17 protein-coding genes and 1 pseudogene are annotated in these 24,257 nt (G+C 72.2%); 3 read left to right on the forward strand and 15 right to left on the reverse strand.

The annotated features are described in order from the left end of the window. Positions 1-24: 24 nt before the first annotated feature. From POL72_RS01200 to POL72_RS01225, 6 genes are all read right to left on the reverse strand, one after another. Positions 25-723, reverse strand: coding sequence for a thiamine biosynthesis protein (locus POL72_RS01200; RefSeq protein ID WP_272093053.1), 699 nt, complete (start codon positions 721-723; stop codon positions 25-27). After that, positions 720-2,108 carry a phosphomethylpyrimidine synthase ThiC gene (gene thiC, locus POL72_RS01205; RefSeq protein WP_276596364.1) on the reverse strand — a complete coding sequence of 463 codons (1,389 nt, stop codon included), beginning with the start codon at positions 2,106-2,108 and terminating at the stop codon, positions 720-722. The genes POL72_RS01200 and thiC overlap by 4 nt, the downstream gene beginning before the upstream one ends. A gap of 147 nt (positions 2,109-2,255) precedes the next feature. Beyond that, complete coding sequence (locus POL72_RS01210; RefSeq protein WP_272093055.1) at positions 2,256-2,702, reverse strand: ExbD/TolR family protein; 447 nt, start codon at positions 2,700-2,702, stop codon at positions 2,256-2,258. A 5-nt stretch (positions 2,703-2,707) separates the two neighbouring features. Then, a complete protein-coding gene (locus tag POL72_RS01215; RefSeq protein ID WP_272093056.1) occupies positions 2,708-3,124 on the reverse strand; it encodes an ExbD/TolR family protein in 417 nt (138 codons plus the stop codon). Between the two features lie 111 nt (positions 3,125-3,235). Further along, positions 3,236-3,952 carry a MotA/TolQ/ExbB proton channel family protein gene (locus POL72_RS01220; RefSeq protein WP_272093058.1) on the reverse strand — a complete coding sequence of 239 codons (717 nt, stop codon included), beginning with the start codon at positions 3,950-3,952 and terminating at the stop codon, positions 3,236-3,238. 251 nt (positions 3,953-4,203) lie between these two features. Beyond that, a complete protein-coding gene (locus tag POL72_RS01225) occupies positions 4,204-4,992 on the reverse strand; it encodes an energy transducer TonB (RefSeq protein ID WP_272093059.1) in 789 nt (262 codons plus the stop codon). A 266-nt stretch (positions 4,993-5,258) separates the two neighbouring features. Here POL72_RS01225 and POL72_RS01230 point away from each other — a divergent pair, with 266 nt between their 5' ends. After that, entirely contained in the window at positions 5,259-8,441 is a 3,183-nt protein-coding gene (locus POL72_RS01230; RefSeq protein ID WP_272093061.1) for a TonB-dependent receptor, read from the forward strand. Between the two features lie 30 nt (positions 8,442-8,471). Beyond that, positions 8,472-9,473: a hypothetical protein gene (locus POL72_RS01235; protein WP_272093062.1), complete on the forward strand. Its 1,002-nt coding sequence runs from the start codon at positions 8,472-8,474 to the stop codon at positions 9,471-9,473. Positions 9,474-9,602: 129 nt separating this feature from the next. Here POL72_RS01235 and POL72_RS01240 read toward each other — a convergent pair whose 3' ends face one another. The 3 genes from POL72_RS01240 to POL72_RS01250 form a co-directional block, all read right to left on the reverse strand. Further along, complete coding sequence (locus tag POL72_RS01240; protein ID WP_272093063.1) at positions 9,603-10,904, reverse strand: hypothetical protein; 1,302 nt, start codon at positions 10,902-10,904, stop codon at positions 9,603-9,605. A 77-nt stretch (positions 10,905-10,981) separates the two neighbouring features. Beyond that, positions 10,982-11,647, reverse strand: a complete 666-nt coding sequence (locus POL72_RS01245; RefSeq protein WP_272093065.1) for a class I SAM-dependent methyltransferase — start codon at positions 11,645-11,647, stop codon at positions 10,982-10,984. Positions 11,648-11,655: 8 nt separating this feature from the next. Further along, a complete protein-coding gene (locus POL72_RS01250; protein ID WP_272093067.1) occupies positions 11,656-12,621 on the reverse strand; it encodes an NAD-dependent epimerase/dehydratase family protein in 966 nt (321 codons plus the stop codon). Positions 12,622-12,720: 99 nt separating this feature from the next. Between POL72_RS01250 and POL72_RS01255 the strand changes: the two genes are divergently transcribed. Further along, complete coding sequence (locus POL72_RS01255; protein ID WP_272093068.1) at positions 12,721-13,647, forward strand: lysophospholipid acyltransferase family protein; 927 nt, start codon at positions 12,721-12,723, stop codon at positions 13,645-13,647. Between the two features lie 84 nt (positions 13,648-13,731). Here POL72_RS01255 and POL72_RS51115 read toward each other — a convergent pair whose 3' ends face one another. From POL72_RS51115 to POL72_RS01285, 6 genes and pseudogenes are all read right to left on the reverse strand, one after another. Continuing rightward, the gene (locus tag POL72_RS51115) at positions 13,732-14,262 is read right to left on the reverse strand and encodes a S66 peptidase family protein (protein WP_272093069.1); all 531 of its coding nucleotides are present in this window, start codon (positions 14,260-14,262) and stop codon (positions 13,732-13,734) included. Positions 14,263-14,304: 42 nt separating this feature from the next. Beyond that, positions 14,305-14,604, reverse strand: a pseudogene (locus POL72_RS51120) (LD-carboxypeptidase); the annotation flags it as partial. Positions 14,605-14,709: 105 nt separating this feature from the next. Next, entirely contained in the window at positions 14,710-20,079 is a 5,370-nt protein-coding gene (locus tag POL72_RS01270) for a tetratricopeptide repeat protein (protein WP_272093071.1), read from the reverse strand. A gap of 178 nt (positions 20,080-20,257) precedes the next feature. Then, positions 20,258-22,027 (reverse strand): serine/threonine-protein kinase, encoded by a 1,770-nt coding sequence (locus POL72_RS01275; RefSeq protein ID WP_272093072.1) that lies wholly within the window; start codon positions 22,025-22,027, stop codon positions 20,258-20,260. 92 nt (positions 22,028-22,119) lie between these two features. After that, the gene (locus POL72_RS01280) at positions 22,120-23,136 is read right to left on the reverse strand and encodes a hypothetical protein (RefSeq protein WP_272093074.1); all 1,017 of its coding nucleotides are present in this window, start codon (positions 23,134-23,136) and stop codon (positions 22,120-22,122) included. Then, complete coding sequence (locus POL72_RS01285) at positions 23,136-24,194, reverse strand: tetratricopeptide repeat protein (RefSeq protein ID WP_272093075.1); 1,059 nt, start codon at positions 24,192-24,194, stop codon at positions 23,136-23,138. Before POL72_RS01285 ends, POL72_RS01280 begins: the two co-directional genes overlap by 1 nt. Positions 24,195-24,257: the final 63 nt, after the last annotated feature.

A 24,257-nucleotide genomic window follows, 5' to 3' on the forward strand; every position in this document is an offset into this window, starting at 1 on the left:
CCGCCGCGACGGCTGCGCGGGACGTCAGGGCCGCGGCGCCGCAGGGCCTCCCGCGGCGCCCGCGACGGAGCCCTCGGGATCCAGATCTGCAGGAATACGGAGAGGATCGACGAGCCCCCGCTCGGCGAGCGCGCGCGCCGCCGAGATGGCGAGCGCGCGCTGGTCCGAAGGGAGGTCGCGCCGACCCGACAGCTCGACAAGGGCCGCGGCCGCGCTGCGCGCCCCGTCCGGGTCGAGCGGCTCGCGCGGGCGCGCTGGCCGCCCGGCGATCCCGAGGAGCGCTTCGAGCAGGGGCGGGAGCGGCGGCCCGGACGCCGCGCGGGCGCGCTCGGCGAGCGGCCCGAGCGCCAGATCGGCGTCGTCGGCGTACGGCAGCGCGCGCAGGGCCGTCAGCGCGATGTCGCCGCCGTCGTCGAGCGCGGCGAGGAGTCCGGCGGCGCCCTCGGCCTCGGCCAGCCGGGCGCACTCCAGCGGGTCGTCCCCCGCGGCGAGGCGCCAGCGCGGATCGGTGAGGCGAGGGCTCGGCGGGCGCGGCGCCAGGGAGGGCGACGCGGCGGCCGAGGCGGGCGCCTCGGCGGCGCGAGGGGCGCTCCCCTGCTCGCGGCGACAGCCGAGGGGCGCGAGCAGGGAGAGCGCGACGGGCACGGCGAAGGCGAGGCGCGCCGCGACAGGCGCCCTCCGCCGCGCGCGGCGGAGGCCGTCGCGGCCCCTCCCCTGCCTCACGGCTGATCGAGGATCGAGAGCGACCGCTTCGTAGGCGCGTTCTCGGGCTCCTGCCGCGCGTTGTACTCGTCGACCACCCGGTTGATGTGCATCGAGCAGAACTTCGGCCCGCACATCGAGCAGAACTCGGAGGTCTTGAAGTACTCCTGAGGGAGCGTCTCGTCGTGCATCGCCTGGGCCGTCTCCGGATCGAGCGAGAGCGCGAACTGCTGCTTCCAGTCGAAGGCGTAGCGGGCGCGGCTCAGCGCGTCGTCGCGATCCCGCGCGCCCGGGCGCTTCCGCGCCACGTCCGCGGCGTGGGCCGCGATCTTGTAGGCGATGAGGCCCTGCTTGACGTCCTCGGGGTTCGGAAGGCCGAGGTGCTCCTTCGGGGTCACGTAGCAGAGCATCGCGGCGCCCGCGAAGCCGGCCATCGTGGCGCCGATGCAGCTCGTGATGTGGTCATAGCCAGGCGCGAAGTCGGTGACGAGCGGGCCGAGCACGTAGAACGGCGCCTCGTGACAGAGCTCCATCTCCTTCTGCACGTTCATCGCGATCTGATCGAACGGCACGTGCCCGGGGCCCTCGATCATCACCTGCACGTCCTTCTCCCAGGCGCGCTTCGTGAGCTCGCCGAGCGTCTTCAGCTCGGCGAACTGGGCCGCGTCGCTGGCGTCGTGGAGGCAGCCGGGGCGGAGGCCGTCGCCCGCCGAGATCGTGACGTCGTACTTGGCGCAGACCTCGAGCACCTTGTCCCAGTGGGTGTAGAACGGGTTCTGCTTGTGGTGCTCGATCATCCACTGCGCCATGATCGAGCCGCCGCGCGAGACGATGCCGGTGATCCGGCCCTTCACGAGCGGCAGGTGCTCGAGCAGCACGCCCGCGTGGATCGTGAAGTAATCGACCCCCTGCTTCGCCTGGTGCTCGAGCATGTCGATGAGGTCCGCGGCCGTCATCTTGTCGGTGCCCTTGCACGCCTCGAGCGCCTGATAGATCGGCACCGTCCCGATCGGCACCGGGGAGTCGGCGATGATCGCGCGGCGGATGCCGTCGATGTCGCCCCCGGTCGACAGGTCCATCACGGTGTCCGCGCCGTACTTGATGGAGTAGCGCAGCTTCTCGAGCTCGCCGTTCACGTCGCTCGTGGTCTGGCTGTTGCCGATGTTCGCGTTCACCTTGCAGAGCGACGCGATGCCGATGCACATCGGCTCGAGGTTCAGGTGGTTCTTGTTCGCGGGGATGATCATCCGGCCGCGCGCGACCTCGCTGCGGATGAGCTCGGGCGCGAGCTTCTCACGGCGGGCGACGTACTCCATCTCCTCCGTGATGATGCCCTTCCTCGCGAAGTGCATCTGGCTCTGGTTCGGGCTCCCGGCGCGCTTGCTCACCCATTCGGACCGCAACATCGACGACCTCGCTTTCGAGGTGGCCGGTTTAGGTCGCGACGGCGCGCGACGCAAGCGCCGCGTCGCGCCTGGCCGCCCGGCCACGAGCCCGCGAGACTGCGCGCCTCTGCCGGCGCTCGCCCAGCGCTCCCCGCGAGCGCGCGGCGGTCAGGGAGGCGGCGCTTCGGGGAGCTCGGTCATCATGCCGAGCGTCTGGGCGCCGGCGGCCTTCGCGCCGTCGAGCACCTCCACGACGGTGCCATAGACGGCGCCGTCGTCGGCGACGACGAAGACGATCCTGTCCTGCGGCCTGCTGTAGCGCTCGAGCAGCGGCCTGAGCTTGCCCACGAGCTCGGCGCGCTCGACCGGCTCGTCGTTCACCCGCAGCTCACCTTGCGCGCTCACCCGGACGACGAGCTGGTCGGGCGGCGGCGGGGTGTCCTGCTTGACCTGCTCGGTGTCCGGCACGCGCACGCCGATGTCCTTCTCGAGGAGCGGCGTCACGACCATGAAGATGATGAGCAGCACCAGCACGACGTCGACGAGCGGCGTCACGTTGATGTCGGAGTTCAGGGGCACCACCGGCTTGATGACGAACTTCCTCTTCGCGCTCATCGCCGCTATCTCCCCTTCAGCTCCTCGACCGCCAGCGAGACGCTCTTCGCGCCCGACTTGCGCGCCGTCTCCATCACCCTGCGGACGTCGCCGAACGAGAGGCGCTGGTCCCCCTTGACCAGCACCTTGCGCCCCGGCTGCGCCGCGAACTCGCGCGTGAGCCGCTCGGCGAGCCCGGCGTCATCGTACCTGTCGTTCTCGACCCACACCGTCTTCTCCAGCGTCACGGAGAGGATCAGCGGGTCCACCTCCTTCTTCTCCTCGTCCACCTTCGCGGCCTGCGGCAGCTTCACGTCCTTGCCGCGCTGGAGCATCGGCGTGACGACCATGAAGATGATGAGCAGGACGAGGACGACGTCGACGAGCGGCGTGACGTTGATCTCGCTCTTGGGGCCCCTCTGCGGGCCGACACCCATCCCCATTGGAACGCTCGCTTCCCTTCTGGGCGCGTCACCGCGCGCCGCGCCGCGGGCGCGAGGCGCCGGGCGCCGCGCTCCGCGGAGAGGCGCGCGGCGTGTCGCGCGGGTCCCCTGTCAAGCAGCCTCTTCGGCGGCCGGCGCGAGGCGCCCGTCGAGCCGCTTCGCCACGACGTCGAGGAGCTCGTTCGACGACTCCGAGATGTCGATCGACCGGGCTTCGACCCAGCCCTGGAGATAGTTGTACCCCATGACGGCCGGGATCGCGACGATCAGCCCGAAGGCGGTCGTGATGAGCGCCTCCGCGATACCCGCCGAGACGGTGCCGAGGCCGCCGGAGCCGGAGGCCGCCATCTGCTGGAACGCCGTCACGATGCCCATGACCGTCCCGAGGAGGCCGACGAACGGCGCCGTGGATCCGACCGTGGCGAGCAGTCCATAACCTCGCTTCAGGCTGAGCACCTCGCGCTGCGCCTGCCGCTCGAGCGCCCGCGAGACCGACTCGAACACTCCCTCGCGCTCGTGCCCCTGCGCCGGCAGCCGCGAGGGCGCGTTCGAGGCAAAGGCGGCGAGCCCGGCGCCGATGACGCGCCCGAGATAGCCGAGCTCGCCGCCCGGCCTGGCGGCGGTCCAGGCCCCCTCGAGCTCGCCCCGGGCGAGCATCGGCCCGACCCGCGCCGCGAACGCGCGGGAGGCCGCGCGCGACAGGAACGACACGACGAGGCGCTCGCCCAAGACGATCAGCGACGCAACGGACATGATGGCCAGCGCGAAGACAATCAGCTTCGCGAAGACCCCCATGTGGCCCCACAGCTCGATCAACGTGAATTGCATCGTCTCGCGCCTCCTGGCGCCCCATGTCGCGTGATGGTTCTGGTGATGCTGGAGCAGCAACTCTGGTGGTGCTGGAGCAGCAGCTCCGGTGATGCTGGAGCAGCAACTCCGGTGATGCTGGAGCAGCAGCTCGGGTGATGCTGGAGCAGCAGCTCTGTGGATACGGAGCGGACTCGGCAGCACCGCAGCGCGGACCCACCCGTACCCTTACATGCTCCAGCGGTTCAATAACACTCCTGCGCGTCCGGACGTCAAGGGAGCTTGAGCCGGATGGGGAACACGTAGTCCACCGAGACCGGGCGCCCCTGGTACATGACGGGGGTGTAGCGATGCGTCGCGAGCGCATCGAGGATCGCCCGGTCCATGTGAGGAAGCGACTTGGCCATCCGGCAGCCGGTCAGCGAGCCGTCCAGCTTGATAATGCACTTGACAATCGCGAGCCCCTCGACCCGCGCGGCGAGCGCCTCGCGCGTGTACTGCGGGTCGCGCCCCGCGATCTTCGAAGGGCGGGTCATTCCGGCGCCGAACGCCAGCACCACGTTCTGCGGAGGCGCCGTGCTGCCCAGCTGGCCGCCGACCTTGCCGCCCAGCTGACCGCCCATCTGCCCGCCGACCTCGCCGCCGACGGTGCCCCCCTGAACGCCGCCCTGGACTCCCCCCTCGACGCCGCCCGGCTGCTCCGGCGCGTCCTCCTTGACCGGCTCCGGCTTCGGCTCTGGCTCAGGCGCCTTGGCCTTGGGCTTCTCCGGCATGTCGTAGATGGTGTCAGGCGTCTTGACGGGCTTCGGCTGCTCGACGCGCTCCACCTTCGGCGGGCGCTTCGCGCCGCCGCCCGGAGGAGGCGGCGGCGGCGGCGGAGGTGGCGGCGGCGCCGGGGCGAAAAATGTGACCTCGACGTCCTTCGGCTTCTCGGTTCGAGGGCGTGTGGCCTGCCAGAGGATCGCCCCCGCGATCGCCACGTGGGCGATGATGGAGAGCGCTGTCCCCGTCCCTAGCCGCCCCTGGGTGGCGGTAGCGCGACCTAGTACCGAGTCGAACATGAGGGGTCGTAACTCCTAGGACTCGAGCCGATCGAGGTAGAGAAGCCGCGACGTATGGAAGCGTGCGGCGCCTACCCGGAGTGTACAAGCGAGCGAGTCCTACAAAAAAGTCTATTGTCTGGCGCGATTCCTGTCTAGGGTAAGGAAGGACTCGAGGGGCATACACTTCTGGAGGGAATTCCGTGAAGTTTCTCGAAAAGAGGCTGGTACACGGAGGGCGCCCACGTGCGCCGTTGGGGCCGTGGGCGGCGTTGCTGCTGCTCGCGATGACTTTGTTGACCGCGTACCCTGCGTTCGCGCAGACGGGCAGCGGCGTGCTCCTCGGGCGGGTCGTCGACGCGTCGAACAGGGCGCCGGCCGCCGATGTGGTCGTGACGGCGACATCGCCAGCGCTGCAAGGGGAGCAGCTGGTCGTCACGGACGGCACTGGCCAGTACCGTATCCCGAACCTGCCGCCAGGCGACTACACACTGCGCTTCGAAAAGGACGCGTTCAAGCCGTACGCGCGCGGCGGGATCGCGGTCCGCGCCGCGACGACCATCCGCGTCAACGTCGAGCTGCTCCCGGAGGCGCTGAAGGCGGACGAGATCGTCGTTGTCGGCCGCGCGCCGACGGTCGACGTCGGCTCGAGCGGCGTGAGCCAGAGCATCACCCAGGACTTCACCCGGCGCATCGCCATCTCGCCCCCCACGGGGAAGGGCGCCACGACGCGCTCCTTCGAGTCGGTCGCCGCGACCACGCCCGGGGCGCAGGCCGATGAGTTCGGCACGTCCATCGCCGGCACCTCCTCCCCCGAGAACCAGTACGTGATCGACGGCCTGTCGGTGAACGACCCGGCCTACGGGATCGTCGGCACGCCGCTCACGATGGAGTTCATCAAGGAGGTCAACGTGGTGGCCGGCGGGTACATGCCCGAGTACGGCCGCGCGACCGGGGGCGTCCTCGATGTCGTCACGAAGAGCGGCGGCAACGCCTTCCATGGCTCGGTCTTCTTCAACATCACGCCAGGCGTCTTCGAGGGCGCGCCCAAGGCGGTCCGTCGCCAGGGCGAGACCATCCAGACGGACGAGACCCTGTCGTCCATCCGCGACTACGGGTTCGAGGTCGGCGGCCCCATCCTGAAGGACAAGCTCTGGTTCTACGCGGGCGCCGATCTCGCGTTCAAGAGCAACTCGATGGAGCGCAACCTGTTCGCCACGCGCTACGACCCCACCACGTTCGAGCCGGTGACGGATCCCAGGACCGGGCTCAACGTCGTCGATCGGCTGCCGGGGACGCAGCGCTTCTACCGCGCCGAGGAGCAGACGCTGCAGTACCTCGGGAAGCTGACCTACCAGATCGATCCGGACCACAGCGTCGCGCTCTCCGTCTACGGCTCGCCCTCCACCTCGGGCGGCAACGGCACGTTCGGGTTCGACCCGCAGCAGGGCCTGACCGAGCTCTCGAACATCATCGGCGAGTACGGCGCGATGGCGCACGAGTACGTGGCGTCGTCCACGGACGTCGCGCTGAAGTGGTCGTCTGCGTTCAAGAACAAGACCCTGCTCCTCGACGCGACGCTCGGCTGGCACGGCCAGCGGAGCGCGCGGCTGCCCCCGGACGGCTCGGAGCTCGGGACGCGCAATGGCCTGGCGGGCGTGCCCCTCATGGTCTGGCAGCGGTATTCCCCGAACCGGTATTCGATCGACGATTTCGAGAAGCTCTCGCCCGAGGCCCGGGCCATGTGCAAGCCGCTGCGCGCGGAGAACGGCGAGATCGCCGCGCTGCCCTGCGCGGTGCGCCAGTACTGGCAAGGCGGGCCCGACTACATCGACGACGCCTCGCTCAACCGCTTCCAGCTGAACGCGAAGGTGACGAGCATCTTCCAGGGGCTCGGGCACCACGTGGTCAAGGCCGGCATCGACGGCGAGATCACGACGTACAAGCACATCAAGGCGTACGCGGGCGGCACCACCTACGTGGAGGAGGGAGACTGGAATGCCTCCCATGACGAGCGAGCGTTCGGCTTCCTGACCGGGCCGGACGGCCTGGCGACCAGCCCTGACGAGAACGGCTTGATCAAGGACTACGTGATTCAGGACAAGATCACGGTGTCGTCGCTCGGAGCGACGATCGGCGCGTTCGCGCAGGACAGCTGGAGCATCCTGGACCGGGTGACGTTGAACATCGGCGTTCGCTACGACGCCCAGTACCTGTATGCCAACGACGGCAAGCTCGGGCTGGCGCTCGCGAACCAGTGGTCTCCGCGCGTGGGCGTCGTCTACGACATCACGCAGCAGGGCCGGTCGAAGGTGTTCGCGAACTACGCGCGGTATTACGAGAGCGTCCCCCTCGACATGCTGGATCGCGCGTTCGGCGACGAGCGGTACATCCGCTCTTACCACGCGGGGGGCGCCGGCGGCTGTAACCCTGGGAACGCCGAGGACGCGACGGGTTATGGCGAAGGGCAGTGCCGGAACGACGACACCCGGGTCCCGGTCGGCGGGTCGCACGACCCGAACAAGAACTGGCTCACGCTCGGCGGCGGCAAGTCCCCGGTGGATCCGGATCTCGTCCCGCAGTCGTCGGACGAGATCGTGCTCGGCGGCGAGTACGAGGTGCTCCCGAACGCGCGGGTCGGCGCGACGTACACGAAGCGCTGGATGAACAACGTCATCGAGGACATGAGCCGGGACGAGGCGAACACCTACTTCGTCGGCAACCCCGGGAAGGGGATCGCCAAGGACTTCCCCGAGGCCACGCGCGATTACGACGCGCTGACCCTCTATTTCAACAAGACATTCTCCGACCTGTGGCTCGCCCAGGTCAGCTATACGCTGTCGTACCTGCGAGGCAACTACCCGGGCCTCTTCAAGCCCGAGACCGACCAGCTCGATCCGAACATCAACACGGAGTTCGATCTGGCGTCGCTCCTCGTCAACCGCGAAGGGGCCCTGCCCGGCGACAACACGCACGAGATCAAGGTCTACGGCGCGAAGGCGATCGAGCTCCCGAAGGGAATGGTCCTCGACATCGGCCTCACGTACAGGTCCCGCTCCGGCGCCCCCATCGACTACTGGGGAGCGCACTACCTGTACGGCCCCGACGAGTCGTTCATCCTGCCCCGGGGCGCCGGCGGCCGCCTCCCCTGGATCCACAACGTCGACGGCCACATCGGCTATTCGGTCAAGCTCGCGAAGGACAGCGAGCTCACCGTCACCATGGATGTCTTCAACATCGCCAACTTCCAGCAGGTCGTCCAGGTGGACCAGCGTTACACGACAGCGTTCGTCGACCCCTGCGTCGGTGGGACGAAGGAAGATCTGAATCCGAGGAGCGGTCCGACGTGCGTGAAGGACCACAACACCGGCGAGCCGCTCGAGGCCAAGGCCGTGAACCCGAACTTCGGCAAGCCGACGCAGTTCCAGACGCCGCGGCAGTTCCGGTTCGGCGCGCGGGTGACGTTCTAGACGCGGCGCGCGCGGGAAAGGATGCAAGCGATGAAGAAGCGATGGCTTGTTTGGATGGCAGCGCTCGGGGCAGTCTCACCGCTCACGGCGATGTCTCCGGGCTGCTCGCAGCCCAAACCCGAGTGCACCGTGGCCACGGCCACCTTTTATCCGTACGCGACGAAGTTCACCCGGATCGGCGGGGATGCGGAGGGCCCCTGTGCTCGGAAGGATGGGACTGTCGAGCTGGTCGGGATGCAGACGTACAGCCCGGACGAGAACGGCGACCAGCTCCCCGACGAAGGCAGGAAGCGCGTCGCGATCCAGACGGCGGAGTTCGGCGACTGGTATCGCGGCGGCGCCACGATCGACCCGAACCCGGATCTGAACGCGTTCGCGCTCGGTGTCTTCGCCGCGCGCGAGCCGGATGACAGCGACATCTGCACGGTGCCGACGTTCGATCCCGCCGAGGTGGTGTTGCTGCCCGGCGGCGAGGGCGGCGCTGGCGGAGCAGGCGGTGATGGTGACGGCGGCGCCGGCGGAGCAGGCGACGGTGGCGCTGGCGGAGCCGGTGGTGCCGGCGACGGTGGCACCGGCGGTGCCGGTGGTGCCGGCGACGGTGGCGCTGGCGGAGCAGGCGGAGCCGGTGGTGCCGGCGACGGTGGCACCGGCGGTGCCGGTGGTGCCGGCGACGGCGGCGCTGGCGACGGCGGCGCACCGCCGTTGGCGCTGGGATCGCACAAGCTCGAGTGGCGCAACCTGCGCGTGTACGTGACGCCCGCCAACCTCGCGAATCAATTCGAGGCAGAAGTCACGTACTCCGAAGAGAGCTGCTCGGCGACGTACAAGGTCGTTGGGCTCTGGCCGACGGTCGACTGTCAGATCTACACCCCGAACCCCGACCCCGAGGGCGATCCCATCCCCACGGGCAAGTTCGACAACGACAAGTGCACGAATCCTAAGTCTGGCATCTCCCCGGATCTCAAGGTGAAGTGCGACACCAGCGTGGGCCTGTGCGTGCTCGACGCGGACAGCATTCCCGCCTTCAAATAGGCAGCCCGGCGGGCGGGGCGCCATCGCCCCGCCCGCGCTCCTCCGGCCCCTCTCCCCTCACCTTCCCTGGAACACCGTCGCCCCGGCGCACCCCCGGCTGTGCGCAGACAGCGGGCCAGGATCGCCGGCTCACGGCGCGGGTTTGACGGCCAGCCTCGCCAGCGCCGCGCAGCCGGCCCCGCTCGCGATCTCGAGCTTCGTCGTGAGCGCGCACAGGCGCGACGCCCGCCCGAGCGCCGCCGGATCGCCCGATACGATGGCCCGCTTGGACTCGTATCCGGTCCGGACCGCGAGCATCGTCTGCGCGCGGGGGGGCAGCTCCGCGCGCCGCGCCACGAGCAGATCGCCGAGCTTCGGCCCGGGATCGGCGGCCGGCGCCCACGTCCAGACCGACGCGACCAGCGCGTCCGCGAAGGCCGCGCGCAGCTCGTCGCCGCCGCGCGCGCCGTCGCACGGCAGCGCGGGCCCCGCCGGCCCGACGTCGGTGGCGAGGAGCCTCCGCCCCGCGATCCGCCGGAGCAGATCGTTCTCCACGCCGGCGATCTTGCCGTCGTCGTCCGAGAACGCCCCCGCCTTGAACCGCACGGCGAGCGCGGCGCACTTCTCGTCGCGCTCCGCGCGCAGCCGCTGCTCCTCGCGGGCCCTCTCCTCGGCGCGCAGCCGCTCCTCGCGCTCGCGCGCCTCGCGGGCCTCCACCGCGGCGCACTGCTCGAGCCGCGCGGCGACGCGCCGCTGCTGCTCGCTCGCCGCGCGGCCGAGATCGTCCTCCGCGATGTCGCGGACCGCGCACACCTCCGGGCGCTCCAGGACCGCATCGACGCGCGCGCGGGCGGCGCGGAGCCGCAGGATCACCGACAGCGCCGCGACGATCACGAGGGCCGACACGACGATCGACGCGATCCTCCGGTTCCGCCGCCGGCGATACGCCTTGGCGAGCGCGCCGCCGCCGCTCTCGTCGAGCAGCTTGCGGCAGCGGCCGATCATCGCCTGCCATTGCGCGATGTCCTCGGCGAGCACCTGGAGCGGCTCCGCGAACGGGCGATCGCGCCGGACCTTGTTCGCCAGCCGCTCGAGCCACATGCCGGCGTCGGGGGCCCGACCGTGGTCGGTCACCTCCGCGACGCCCTCGAGCAGCCCGCCGATGCGCCCGGCGTAGACGTCCCACGCGACGATGGCCTCGGACTGGCTGTCGCCGAGCCGCTCGATGGCCTCGCGCACGTCGGCCATCGGGAGGAGGCGCTCGACGTCCTCCCGGCGCACGCCCGCGAGCTTCGCGGCCTGATCGACGCCGCGCTGGAAGCCGCCGAGGAGCCCCTCCGGCGCCAGCTCGCGGAGCCCCTCCGGCACCCGGCTCGCCTGCATGCACGCGCCGGCGTGGTGCAGCGGCCCCATGGCGCAGGTCAGGAAGGTGCCGCCGAGCTTCACTTCCATCGAACCGTGGCTCTCCTCTCCACGAGATACCCTGGACAGCGCGGCGCGGAAAGGCTCGCCGCGCTGTCCACCGTGCATCACCGGCCGCTGCGCGAGACCTCGAGGTCCCAGAGCGCGTAGAGCACGTCGACGTCGTACTCGGTGTGTCGCCAGCCGGGGTGGAGCCGGTAGCTGCGCGGGAGCAGGCCAGAGCCCAGGATGGCGTCCGTCTGCTCGGCGAAGGTGTAAAGATACATCTTCACGCCGGTCAGCTCGGCGTCGGAGAGCGGGCGCGCGTGGCGCTCGTGGAGCCGGACGTTCGGCCTCCGCTCGACGATGCTCACCAGCAGGCGGCCGCCGGGGCGCATCGCGCCGGCGAGGTTCTTGAGCACGAGCGAGAGATCGTCGCAGAACTCGAGCGTGCCGAGCGCGAGGGCGACGTCGAACCGCCCCCAGGAGCGGGGGATCGGGAGGTGGTAGTCGTGCCGGTGATAGGCGCCGTGGGGCCGCTTCTTGCGCGCGATCTCGAGCATCCCCTCGGCGATGTCGAAGCCCACGACCTCGACGGACTGCGGGAGATCGCGCGTGAGGTGGCCCGGACCGCAGCCCGCGTCGAGCACGCGGGCGCCGTCTGTGACCACCTCGCGCAGGAACGCGCGCACGGGCTTCTCGTAGTGCTGGATGTCTTTCCAGGTGGAGACGTAGTCGGGCGCGAAGTCCTCGTAGTAGTCGACGAGCCGCTCGATCCGGGTCGCTCGCTTCATGACGCCTTTCAGGTGATGTCGTCGACCGCCTGGACGGTCTCCTGGATGTCGTGCTCGTGCGTGTAGCCGAGGATGTCGCGCGCCCGCCGGTCGTCGACCATGCACACGTAGCGGATGTGATCGAGCTCGGGGGCCGGGAACGACGTCGCCCTGAACCGCCAGAGCCGCGGGATGATCGTCTGCATGACGAAGTGGGGAATCGCCGCGCGGGCCCGGCCGGTCATCTCGATGACGCGCGAGAGCGGCAGCGGCGCGGGCCCCGCGAGGTTGAAGATCCCGCGCACGCCGGGGCGCAGCGCCGCGAGGATCGCGGAGACCACGTCGTCCTGGTGGATGACCTGCACCATCGGGTCGAAGCCGAGGAGGGTCGGGATCACGTTGAGCCGGAGGTAGTTCGACGGCGCGTTCCGCACGGAGCCCAGGATGTGGACCGGCCTGAGGATGACCGTCTCGGTCTGGGGGTGCTTCCAGAAGAACGACTGCGCCAGCATGTCGACCTCGATGAGGTCGCGGATCTCGCTGAACGACGCGCCGCCGAGCAGCGGGGCGTCCTCGGTGATGAACTGCGGGTTGTCGGGGCGCGGCCCGTAGGCGTTCGCGCTCGAGAGCACGATGAGCTTGGGCACGTCGTACTGCGCGACGAACTCGAGCAGCCGCTGGAACCCAGCGAGGTTCCAGCTGTGGTGCTCCATCTGGCTCACCCGCGGATCGTGCATGACCCCGAGGTGGACCACCGCGGCGAGCTGCTCCTGGCGGAAGATGTCCTGGGTCTTCTTGCGGCGGATGTCGATCTGGTGATGCTCGATGTCCTTGGGGCGCCCCTCGAAGCTGCGCCGGTCGACGCCGATCACGTGCCGCTCGCGGTGGAGGCGCCGCGCCAGGCGCCGCCCGAGGCGACCGCAGATGCCGGTGATGAGGATGGACCGGAGGGACGGATCGGTGTCCGCGGCGGGACGGCGACCTCGACCGAGCATGCGTTCGCTCATCGGAGCGACGGTCGCTTCGAGGAGGCCGATGGTCAAGCCCTTCGTGCCGGTGCAGGGCCACGCGAGTTTTGCTATCGTCCGCCGCCCATGGCCAGCAGAACGACGCTCGCCAGGCTGAGCCACTTCGTCACCCACAGCGCGCTGCCGCTCGCGCGCGTCGGGGTCGACAGCCTGCGCGGCACGATCGACGACGCGACCATCCGGCTGCTCGGCCAGGACTTCGAGGACCGGCTCCGCCGGGTCACGCTGCCGCACGCGGCGGACGGGGTCGACCCGTTCGGGCTCGACCGGGAGTGGGCGAAGTACGCGGTCGGGGTCGCCGCGTTCTTTCATCGCTTCTACTTCCGGACCGAGGTGTTCGGCATCGAGCGCGTCCCGGCCGGCCGTGTGCTCCTCATCGCGAACCACTCGGGCCAGCTCCCGTTCGACGGCATGCTCATCGCGGCCTCGATGTTCCTGGACGCGGAGCCGCCGCGCGTGATGCGGAGCATGGTCGAGAAGTGGACGCAGACGCTGCCGTTCGTGGCGACCTTCTTCTCGCGCGTGGGCCAGGTGGTCGGCGTCCCCGAGAACGCGCGCCGGCTGCTCGACATGGGCGCGGCGATCCTGGTGTTCCCGGAGGGGACGAAGGGGATCTCGAAGGGGTTCTCCAGCCGCTATCAGCTGCTCGATTTCGGGCTCGGCTTCATGCGGCTCGCGCTCGAGACCGACACGCCGATCGTGCCCATCGCGGTCATCGGGGGCGAGGAACAGTACATCTCGCTCGGCAACCTCGAGTCGGTCTCGAAGGCGCTCGGCATGCCGACGTTCCCGATCATCCCGCAGCTCCTGCTCCCCGGCGGCCAGCTGCCGCTGCCGACCCGATACCGGATCTACTTCGGCGAGCCGATGACGTTCCACGGCGACCCCGACGACGACGACGCGGTGATCCAGGAGAAGGTGGCGCTCGTGAAGGGTCGGATCCAGTCGATGCTGAACCGCGGCCTGAAGGAGCGGAAGAGCGTCTTCTGGTGACCGCGTGACCGCGTGACCGCGTGACCGCGTGATCGCGTGATCGCGTGATCGCGTGATCGCGTGATCGCGTGCGCGCGCGGGCGTTCAGGCGCCCGCCAGCGTGACCGCGGCGTCGGGGCCGTGAGCGAGGACGCGCGCGTGGCCGCCGAGGATGGCGGGCTCGTTGCGATGGCCGTGGCCGATCGGCAGCCCGGCGACGACGGGGATGCCCAGCGGGAGCAGCCTGTCGCGGAGGACCTCGTCCACCGTGATGCCGTCGGTGCCTGGCGCGCATTGCTCGAAGTCGCCGAGGACCACCGCCGTGGCCGGGGCGAGGTGGCCGCCGACCTCCAGCGTCGCCAGCATGCGATCGATGCGGTAGGGCCGCTCGGTGACGTCCTCGAGCAGGAGGATGCACCCCTCCGGGACCCGGAGCCGTCCCGCGGCGGCGCAGGCGTGGAGCAGGGCCAGGTTGCCGCCGAAGAGCGGCCCCTCGGCCACGCCGGCGCGCAGCGTGGTGAGGCCGTCGAAGCGGCGCTCCCCCAGCGGATCTTCGAGGGCGCGGATCAGCGCGGCGCGGGCGCGGGCGTCGCCGCGCCCGAGCGCGGTGACGTGGACGCCGTGGAGCGACGCCACGCCCGCGCGCGCAGCCTCGACGTGGAGGGCCGTGACGTCGGAGAAGCCGACGATCCAGCGGGGGTGCGCTGCGAGGACGCTCCAGTCGAGCCGGTGGACGAACCGGTTCGCGCCGTAGCCGCCGCGGGCCGCGAAGATGGCCCTGACGTCGGGTGCGAGAGAGCGCGGGCGAGCTCGTCGCTGCGTCGGGCGTCGCTGCCGGCCAGGTAACCGGCCCGCGCGAACAGCCCGTGATGGGAGGGCGCCGACAGCGATGGCGGCCCGCCCCGCCGGCCGTCGTCGTCGTCGAACGGAGGCCCCTCGCCCGCGTCGAAGAGGACGCGGTAGCGCTGGGCGAGCCAGCCGATGCCGACCCGCGCGAGGACGTGCTCGAACGGGCTGGAAGGGGCGATCACCGCGACGGTATCGCCCGGCCGGAGCGCCGGCGGCAGGATCGGCGGGGGAGAGCTAGCGAGCACCAGGATCGTCGTCGAGCAACTCCACGTCTTCCGCATCCGTGTCGACGTCGATCGCGTCGGAGCCAGGCAGGGGCGGCACGGGAGCAGCGGGCGCCTCGGGGAGCGCAGGGGCCGAGAGGGATACCTCCTCGTGCGCTCGATGGACCTCGCCATCGTCGATGTCGCCGAGCGCCGGCGGCGCTGCATGAGCGTCGAACTCCGACCATTGCGCGGGAGCGGCCGGCGCATCGGCATACGCAGCCGGAGCAACGTGGATGACCTGGGTGGCGCTATCCAGAGGGAGCCTCTGCCCCTCGCGCAGGGCCACATCGACATGGGCAGCGCCGCCGCTCGCGTCGGCCGCGTCGGCGTGCGAAGCGACGCCGTAGGTCCAGACCTGCTGCACCGGCTCGACAGGCAGCGCTTGCGGGGCGGCGGCATCCGCCGGGTACGCCTCCGCAGCCGGGTACGCCTCCGCAGCCGGGTACGCCTCCGCAGCCGGGTACGCCTCCGCAGCCGGGTACGCCTCCGCAACCGGGTACGCCTCCGCAGCCGGGTACGCCTCCGCAACCGAGTACGCCTCCGCAGCCGGGTACGCCTCCGCAACCGGGTACGCCTCCGCAGCCGGGTACGCCTCCGCAGCCGGCTGTGCCTCGGGAGCCGGCTGCGCCGCCGCAACCGACAGCGCCTCCGCGGCCGGCTGCGCCTCGGCGCCCTCGTGCGCCTCGGAGCCCGCGTAGCCGTTGCTCACCGCCGCCACCGCGCCGGCCTCGAGGCCGAGCGTCTCGAGCGCCGGCGCCCGGGGCGCGAGCGGCGGCTCGGTCAGCGGCGGGCCCGGCGCCCGGGTCGGGAGCGAAGGAGGCGGCGGGGTGCGCTTGAGCTTGCCGGTCTTGGCCCGCTCGAGGCCCGCGGTCGCGTCCGGATCGCCCGCCTTCATGCGGAGGACGCGGCGCCAGGCGTCCGCCGCCTCGCGCGCCTCGCCGAGCTCCTCCTCCCAGAGGCGCGCCACCTTGCGCGCGAGCTCCGCTCGCTGCGCCGGATCGCGGCCGCGGAGGATCTGGTCCTCGTACAGCTGGATCATGCCGCGGTGATCGCCGAGCTCCAGCAGGAGACCCGACAGGTCGTTCATCACGTCCTGATCCGAGGGCGACAGGTCATGAAGCTTCTTCAGGTCCGCCGCGGCGCCCTGCCTGTCGCCGAGCACATCGCGCCGCAGCCTGGCGCGACGCTGCAGGAGCTTGCGCACGAGCGGGCCGTCGAACACCTCGTCGAGCGCGCGGTCCAGCGTCGCGCTGACGCGGGGCAGATCGCCCACCTCGCGCCCGAGGGCCTCGAGCGCGTCGAGCGAAGCGTCGTCGACCTGCGCCAGCACGGCGTCGCCCAGCCAGCCGAAGGCGCGGTCGACGTCGCGGAGGTCCTGGTGCGCGATCGTGGCCGCGCGCCGCAGGAGCGCCGCCCGGGTGCGGCCGCCGTCGCGCGAGCCCTGGCCGCCGGCCGCGAGCGCCTCGACGAGGATCGTGCGCAGCGCCGTCGACCCCGATCGCTCGTCGTCGTCCCGCGCCACCTGCTCGAGCATGGCGATCGTCTCCTCCTGGACGCCGCCGCCGAGGGCCAGCTCGAAGAAGCTCCTCGCCCGGTCGATGGCGCCGCGCTCGCAGGCGATCTGGGCGGCGCGGACGAGCGCCGCCAGGCGATCGGCCGGCGTGCGGCACCGGCTCACCTGGCGCTCGAAGAGGTCGATGATGAGGCCAGGGGCCTCGGCCAGCGCCGCGAGCCGCTGGAGCAGCGGCTCGACCTCGGCGGTCGGCACGCTCGCGAGCGCGCCCTCGCCGTGGTGGATCGACTCCAGCGGATCGGCGCCCACGGAGACCCGGACCTCGGCCTGCCGCACGAGCTCGGCCGCCCGGGCCATGCCCGAGAGATCCCTGGCGAGGAGCTCGTGCGCGACGGTGAGGGCCTCGCGATCCTGGAGCTCCACCGCGATCGCCTCGAGCTTCTCCGCGAGGCCGGCGTCGGCGGTGCGCGAGCGCGCGAGCTCCATCGCCACGCGCGCGGCGTCCTTCTGGCGACCGACCTCCACGAAGCGCTCGAAGGCCCCGCGCAGGGCGAGCTCGCGCCCCGCGCGCGCGATCGACTCGTTCCAGGCGACCAGCTTGGTCGCGACGATCCCCTTCCACCCGACCCGATCGCCGAGCGCGACGTACGCGTCTCGGCACGGCTCGTCGCCCTGATCCGCGAGCCGCTCCAGGAGCGCCAGCGCCTCGTCGCTCTTGCCCAGCTGCTGGTCCAGGATGTCGGCGAGGCGGCGGGTCATCTGCGACGCCTCGTCGTCGTCGCCCTCCACCTCGATCAGGATCGCCATCAGGCGCGCGACCTTTGGCCAATCGTTCAGCCGCTCGGCGAGCCGCAGGAGCCGGGCGACCGCGTCGAGGTCGTCCGGCTCGACGGCGTGGACGATCTCGAGCGCCCGGACGGCGCCGCGCGGATCGTCGAGCGGGCCCTCGTACAGCGCCGCGAGCCGCTGCGCGATGTCGACCTGGTCGTGGCCGTACACGAGCACGAGCTCACGCTCGAGCGCGCCCGCGACCCCCCTCGGGTTGCCGCGCTGCTCCTCCAGATCGGCGATCCCCCGTAGCGCGATCCGGTTCTGCGGATCGAGCGTCGCCACGACCGCCTCGTAGCGCGCGATCGCGGCCTCGAGGTCGCCGGGGCCCTCCGCGAGCATGCGCGCCTCGCGCAGGGCGAGCGAGATCTTGCCGGGCTCGCTGTCCGTCAGATCGCCGAGCTTGCGGAGGAGCTCCGCGCCCTGCTGGTGATCGCCGCGCTCGCCGGCGTCCTGGGCCAGCCGCTCGATGGCCTCGGCGTCGTCGCCGTCGGCGAGCAGGAGCGTGAGCGTCGCGCGCTCCCCGTCGCGGTCACCGAGCTCGCGCTGCAGGGCCGCCGCGGCCCGTCGCGCCGCGACGCGCTCCGCCCTGTCGCCGAGCACCTCGGCCCGGCTCAGGAGGAACCGCACGAGCTCGGGCCGCCGGTGGGCGCGCCGGTAGAGGTCCTCGATCGCGGGGCCGGCGTCCGTCGCCGGATCGATCTCGATGGCGCGCTCGACGCGGTCGAGCGCGCCGTCGACGTCTCCGGCGCTGAGGAGCAGCTCGGCGGCCTCGACGAGGAGCGCCGGACGCGCCTTGCGGTCCGCGAGCAGCGCGCGCTCGCAGAGCGCCCTCGCCGCCTCGGCGAGCCGCCCCGCCGCGACGTAGGCCTTCTGCGCGAGCTCCCACAGCCTCGGCTGGCGCAGGAGCTCGGCGGCCTGGCCGTAGGCGTCGCCCGCGGCGCCCGGCTCGTCGAGCCGCATCCGGAGCTCGCCGAGCTTCTGAAGGAGCGGCCCGTGGGTCAGCTTCCCCTGGAACCAGGTCGTCGCGTCGGCGAGGACCCGCGCCGCGAGGTCGAAGCGCTCGCCGCGCTCGAAGAGCTTGACGGCGGACAGGAGCGCCGCGCCGTCGTCAGGCATGAGGCCCGCGATCCGCACCCACGCCTCCGCGGCCGCGATGGGGTCGCGGCGCTTCTGCTCGTGGAGCGCGACGAGCGCCCTCTCGAGCTCGACCCGCTGCGCGACGTCGGGCGTCGCGGCGGCGTCGTGCTCGAGCAGCGCGGCGAGGTCGTCCCACCGCGAGCTCCGCTCGAGCAGCCGCCTCAGCTCGGCCTGCGCCTGCGCGTCGCCTGGATCGAGCTCGGAGAGCAGCTTCCAGGCCTGGACCGCCGTGTCGACGTCGCGCAGCTGCGCCTCGCACAGCCCGGCGACGTCGCGCAGCTGCGCCTTCCTGCGCTCGATGGGCGCCTCGGGGACGCGCGCCGCCGCGAGCAGCACGTCCCGCAGCTCGACGAACATCCGCTTCTGGCGCAGCTGCTCCTCGACCTGCGCGAGCACGTCCGGGTTGGCCGGCTCGCCCTTGAGCACCTCACGGAGCCTGGCGAGCGTCATCGGCTTGCGAACCTCGGCCGGCTCCTCTCTCGGAGGCTGCAGCTCCTCCGAGGGAGCCGAGCTACCGAAGGCGCCGGGCGCCGGCGCGGCGCCGGCCAGGCCGTACGCCCCCGCGGGGGCCGGCGCTACGGCGTCCGCAGGTGAAGCCAGCGTGTCCGGCGCCGTCGACCCCGGCGCGGGAGCGAACGAAGACGCCGGCGCGAACGCGGCCACCGCCGGATCGACCAGCCCAGCGACGGCCGGCGACGAGAGGAGGCCCGAGGGGGGCACGGACGCGTGCGCATGGGCGGCTCCCGCGCTGGGCGGCACCGACGACCGGTGCGCAGGCGCGGCAGCCACGCCCATGGGCGGCGGCGGCGCCGACGGCAGCCGCGGGGGGGGCGCGACGGACGCCCGCTTGCGCGCCTCGGGGGCCATGAACCCGTTCGGGTTGACCTGGAGGTAGGCGAGGTAGCGCGGGCGAAGCTCCGCGATGCGGCCCAGCTGCTTCCCGTAATGGTCGGCGAGCTGCATGGCGCGATCGTGCCCCGGCGCCGCGCGGAGGGCGTAGACCGAGTACGAGTAGCCGTACTCCCCGTCGTACGTCTCCGCGAGCGCCACGAAGAGCTCCGCGGCCTCGTCGCGCTCTGGCTGCGGCACCGGCTCGCCCGCCTCGATGCGGTCGACGATGGCGACGCCGAGCGCCTGGATGAGCCCCACGTCGTGCGGCACGAACGCGCGCGCGTTCCGCAGCGCCACCGTGGAGCCCGCGAGGTCGCCGGCGCGGCGCCGGATGTCGGCCTCGTCGCGCAGCAGGGCGAGCCGCCGCTCCGGGTCGTCGACGAGCGCCTGCTCCATCGCGAAGTACGGGATCGCCTCGGCGTACTGCTGCTGGGCCTTCAGCATCTCGCGGGCGGCGTAGATGGCGTAGACGTTGTGCGGATCGAGCTCCGCCAGGCGGCGCCAGTTCTCGAGGGCGCGCTCCGGCCGCGAGAGCGGCGGCTCGCTCCACAGCCGGCCGAGCTCCTCGTGCAGGGTCGAGACCTGCGCGCGCACCTCGGGCCGCTCGAAGAGCAGCGGCGTGAGCGCCTTGACGAGCCGCTCCAGGAGCGCGACGAGCGCCTTCTGATCGCCCTTGTCGCGGTAGAGCTGCGCCAGCCGCTCCGCCGCGGTCCGCTGCGTCGGATCCTTGTCGATGGCGATCATGAGCGTCCGCGCGGCGTGGTGCGCGTCGCCGATGGTGGTCGACCACACGTTCGCGGCCTCGCTCAGCCAGTGCGCCGCGTACGATGGATCTGCGGTGGAGCTGCCTACGCGCTCGAGCAGCATGGCGTACGAGCGTGGGTCCTGCTCCCCGGCTCGGTGAGCATACGCCAGGGCTTCCCCGTCATGCGGATTCGTGACGAGCCGCTGGACGAGCGTTTCCATCTCCCGGGGATCCATCGGTGCGCGGCGAAGTTACACGTTAGCCTCCGGCTCGTACAGCGACTCTCGGCGTCCTTCGCGATCGGACGCCGCTGTCTCTCGCGCGACGGGACTCCATGGAAGAGCGGGCAGTCGGGGGCCGACGTCGGCCTCGCGCAGCGGTGCCGCGCGCGTGCCGTCATCAGTCGAATTTCACATACGGCTTGCGCGGCTGCGCTGTCTTTCGCTTCGGTATCGAAGCCGATGGGACGCCCGTCGGCGCGGGCGCCGCGCTGGCGACACCCGCGGGCGACGGAGGCGGCGCCGGCGCGGTCGTCGCGGCGGCGGGCGGCGGCGCCAGAGCGGTCGTCGTGGCGGCGGGTGACGGCGCCGGCGCGGTCGTCGCGGCGGGCATCGGCGGCGGCGACGGCGCGGTCGTCGCGGCGGGCGGCGACGGCGCGGTCGTCGTGCCGGGCGGCGACGGCGCGGTCGTCGTGCCGGGCGGCGACGGCGCCGCCGGCGGGGTCGTCGTGGCGGCGGGCGGCGGGTTGGCGCGCGCTATCGCGTCCGCGAGTACCCTCGCCTCCAGCGCTACCCCTTTCTGAAGACTGTGCGCGCCGCCGTCCGCGGGCCGGCGGAGCTCGCGCACGGCGAGCGCCATCACGATCAGGGACAGCGCGCCGGCGCCGACGGCCACGCGCGAGGTGCGCCTCCGTGGCGCGGAACGCAGCGTGCTCGGCGCCTGCGCGGCGTCGTCGCCCACGACCGCGAGCAGCTCGCTCGTGGCGCCGACCTCGGCGGGCTGAGCCGGGCCGAGGCGCTCGCGGTCGAGGCTCGGCCTGGCCTCGTCCATCGCGCGATCGAGCTCGGCGATGAACTCCTGGGCGCTCCGCGGCCGATCCTCGGGCCGCTTGGCCAGGGCGCGCTGCAGGAGCTGCGAGAGCGACGGCGGTATCCTGGCGTCCGGCGCGGCCTCGCTCGCCGGCACGGGCGACGACTTGATGTGCCTCGCCATCACGACGACCGCATCGTCGTCGATGAACGGCGGCCTCCCGACCAGCATCTGATAGAGCAGGACGCCGAGCGAATACAGGTCGCTCCGCGCATCGAGCGGCCTGCCCTGCGCCTGCTCCGGCGACATGTACCGCGGCGTCCCGAAGACGGTGCCTGCCTGGGTCTCGAGGGCGTCGACCGGCCGCTCTGTCCCGGTCATCACCTTCGCGATGCCGAAGTCGAGCACCTTGCAGATCTCCTCGTGCTCGCCCGCGGGGGGCCTCGCCAGGAACAGGTTGTCCGGCTTGAGGTCCCTGTGGATGATCCCCTTGTCGTGCGCCTCGGCCAGCGACAGGAGCGCGTGCCGCGCGAAGCGGGCGGCGTCGCCCATGCGCAGCCGCCGCAGGCGCTTGAGCCGCTGGCCGAGCGACTCGCCCTCGAGCAGCTCCATCGCGAGGTAGAGCGAGCCGCTGCTCGACGCCGTCCCCTCCATGGGCGAGCTCTGCTCTGCGGAGCGACCGCGGCCGAAGGCCGCGTCCGTCGCGTCGTCCACGACCTCGCCGAAATCGAACACGGTGACCGTGTGCGGCGACCGGAGGAGGCTCATCGCGCGCGCCTCGCGGGTGAAGCGCGCCTTCGCCTGCGCGTCGAACGCCCTGTCCGACCGCAGGATCTTGATGGCCACGTCGCGGCCCATCGCCTCCTGGCGCGCGCGGTACACCGTGCCCATCGAGCCGGCGCCGAGCTTGCCCACGATCACGAACCGATCCGCGATCGTGATCCCCAGCAGCGGATCTCCGTCGGTCTCGGCGAGCACCTCGCGGCTCACGAGGGCCAGCCCGTCGTGGGGGCAACGAGGTAGCCTCGCGCTCTGGCCGTCCTGGGAACCGCGCTCGCCGGCGGGGGACGGGAGCTGGCTGGACGAGGTCCTCCCAGCGACGGCCGCGAGGTGGTGACAGCGCGGGCAAATCAGCGCCATGGCCCTGCTGGGCTCGTCGGGCGACCCGGGGGCGCTGGCTGGGAACTGGCCGTCTGCTGCACGAACTACCACCGCGATGGGGGGATCGTCCGTTACTTGGGCTCGCATCGCAAGGCCCACGACTCGCCTGTCGCTCGCGGGCGACAGCCGAAGAACGCGGCGTCGCCGCAGGACGCATCGCTGCAGCAGACGTCGCTACAGAATCGCTGCGTTTGTTCAGGATCCTTGATGCACATACCACTCCGACAGTCCTCGGGCGTGGAGCACGGAGCGCCGATGGCCGCAAGGCTGTCCCCGGACAGCAGCCTGATGCACGCGCGGACGGTCGAGCGTTCGTCGATCGCGAGCTCGGCGCAGCCGACGCGCTGCCTCACCTCGCCGGGCGTGTCCGGGCACATCTCCGAGCCACAGCACGGGATGGTGCAGCGGCCTCTCCCTTCGACCTCGGCGCAGAGCCCGGACGCGCAGTCATCGTCCAGAGCGCAGGGCTCGAAGTAGCCTCCATCGCCCAGGGCGGCGGCCCGGCACGCCAGGGCCGGGCCGGGCGAGACGAGATCCGTCGTGAGCCGGCACGCCGCCCCGTTCGCGGCGCAGCTGGTGTCGGAGCAGCAGGCGTCGACGCAGACGCCGCCGCTGCAGATGCCAGATCGGCAGTCGCCGGGCGCGGCGCAGGACGCGCCGGAGAGCTGCGTGCCCACGTCGGGCCGGCCGACCTCCCGGCCGATGCGACAGAGGCCGCTCCCTCCGCCGTCGGGGATCCAGCAGACGGCATCCCGGACAGGATCGCAGTCGCTCGAGCTGCAGCAGGCGCGCGAGCATACGCGCGGCCCGTCGCCGTCGAACAGCGCTGGATCGAGGCAGAAATCGAGCGCGCCGCAGTCCTCGTGCCGCGCGCAGCGCGCGCCCAGCGCGCGCTCCAGCTGCTGCTCGACGCAGGCGCCCTCCCTGCAAACGGCGCCCTCGGGGCACGCCGGCGGCCCGATCGCGCCCTCGTCCGAGCAGCGCACCTGGCCCAGCGTCCCGTCGACGAGGACCTCGCACCCGGCGCCGAGCGACACGAGCGCGGCGAGCCCGCGGAGCAGCCTCCGCAGCGCGGCGCCGTGGCGCATCAGAACTGCACCCGGAGCCGGGCTCCATCGGCGCCCAGCGACAGGCGGATCGCCTGCGCCCCTGCGCCGGCGCCGCGCGGGAGAGGCCGGTGGTCCTGACCCGAGAGCAGCGCGCGCGAGCCGACGGCCGAGGCCGCGCGAGAGGCTGGGCTCGCCGCGGGCGCCCCCGGAGACAGGTACAGGTAGAGCGCCGCTGCCCCGGAGAGGCCGGCGACCAGCAAGGCGACGTCCGCGGCGACGGCGCACCGGTGAGCGGCGCTCGCGTCGGCCTGCAGATCGGCGATGGAGACGCCGGCCCCGGTGCGCTCGTCGGCGCCGGGATCCCGCGCCACGGCGAGCGCGGCGAAGACGCCGCCGACCACGAGCGACCCCGCGGCGATGCCCCCGCTGACGGCGAGCCAGGTCGCGCGCGGCCTCGCGCCGCCGACCGCCGCGGGAGGGCGCGGCAGGCGCGGCAAATACGGCAGCGCCGTGGAGACCGAGGCGGCTTTCTCGGGCGCTGGCGGCTTCGCGCTGGCGAGCTCCCGCTTCGCGCCCTTGAGCCGCTTGAGGACCGCGTGGACCTCCTCACGCGCCTTCGGGAGCGCCTCCATGTCGAGGTAGCGGCGGTAGTAGCGCTCGGCCTCGTCGATCTCGCCCAGCCGCTCGTGGATCATCGCCAGGTTGTAGATGAGCTCTTTGCCCTCGGGATCGAGCGCCACGGCGGCCTCCAGCTTCGCGATGGCCGCGCGGTACTCGCCGTGCTGGTAGCGCCGCTGCGCCTCGTCGTGCAGCGCGGTCGCTCGCTCGATGCGGAGCCGCTTCTCCTCCTCGTCACGGGAGAGCGGCGGCGGGGCGGGAGGGCTCGGTCCGCCGCCCTGCGGCAGCTGCGCGGGCGCGGCGGCGGGCGCGACCACAGGCGCGCCGAGCGGCGCCGGCGAGGACACCTGCGCGGCCAGCGCCGGCGGCGCGCCGTGGGCAACCGCCGCGGCCGCTGCGAGCGCGGAGGCGAAGCCCACGACGATGCGCGCGGCCTCGGGGCCGATCGAGCGAGGAAGGCGCGCTGTGTGGCTCGTCACGGCCGCCCACCATAGCGTAACTTCCGCGCGGATAACGGCCTCTTGCGGCGGGCGGGGTGAAGG

Source organism: Sorangium aterium, from assembly GCF_028368935.1.
Taxonomy (GTDB): domain Bacteria; phylum Myxococcota_A; class Polyangia; order Polyangiales; family Polyangiaceae; genus Sorangium; species Sorangium atrum.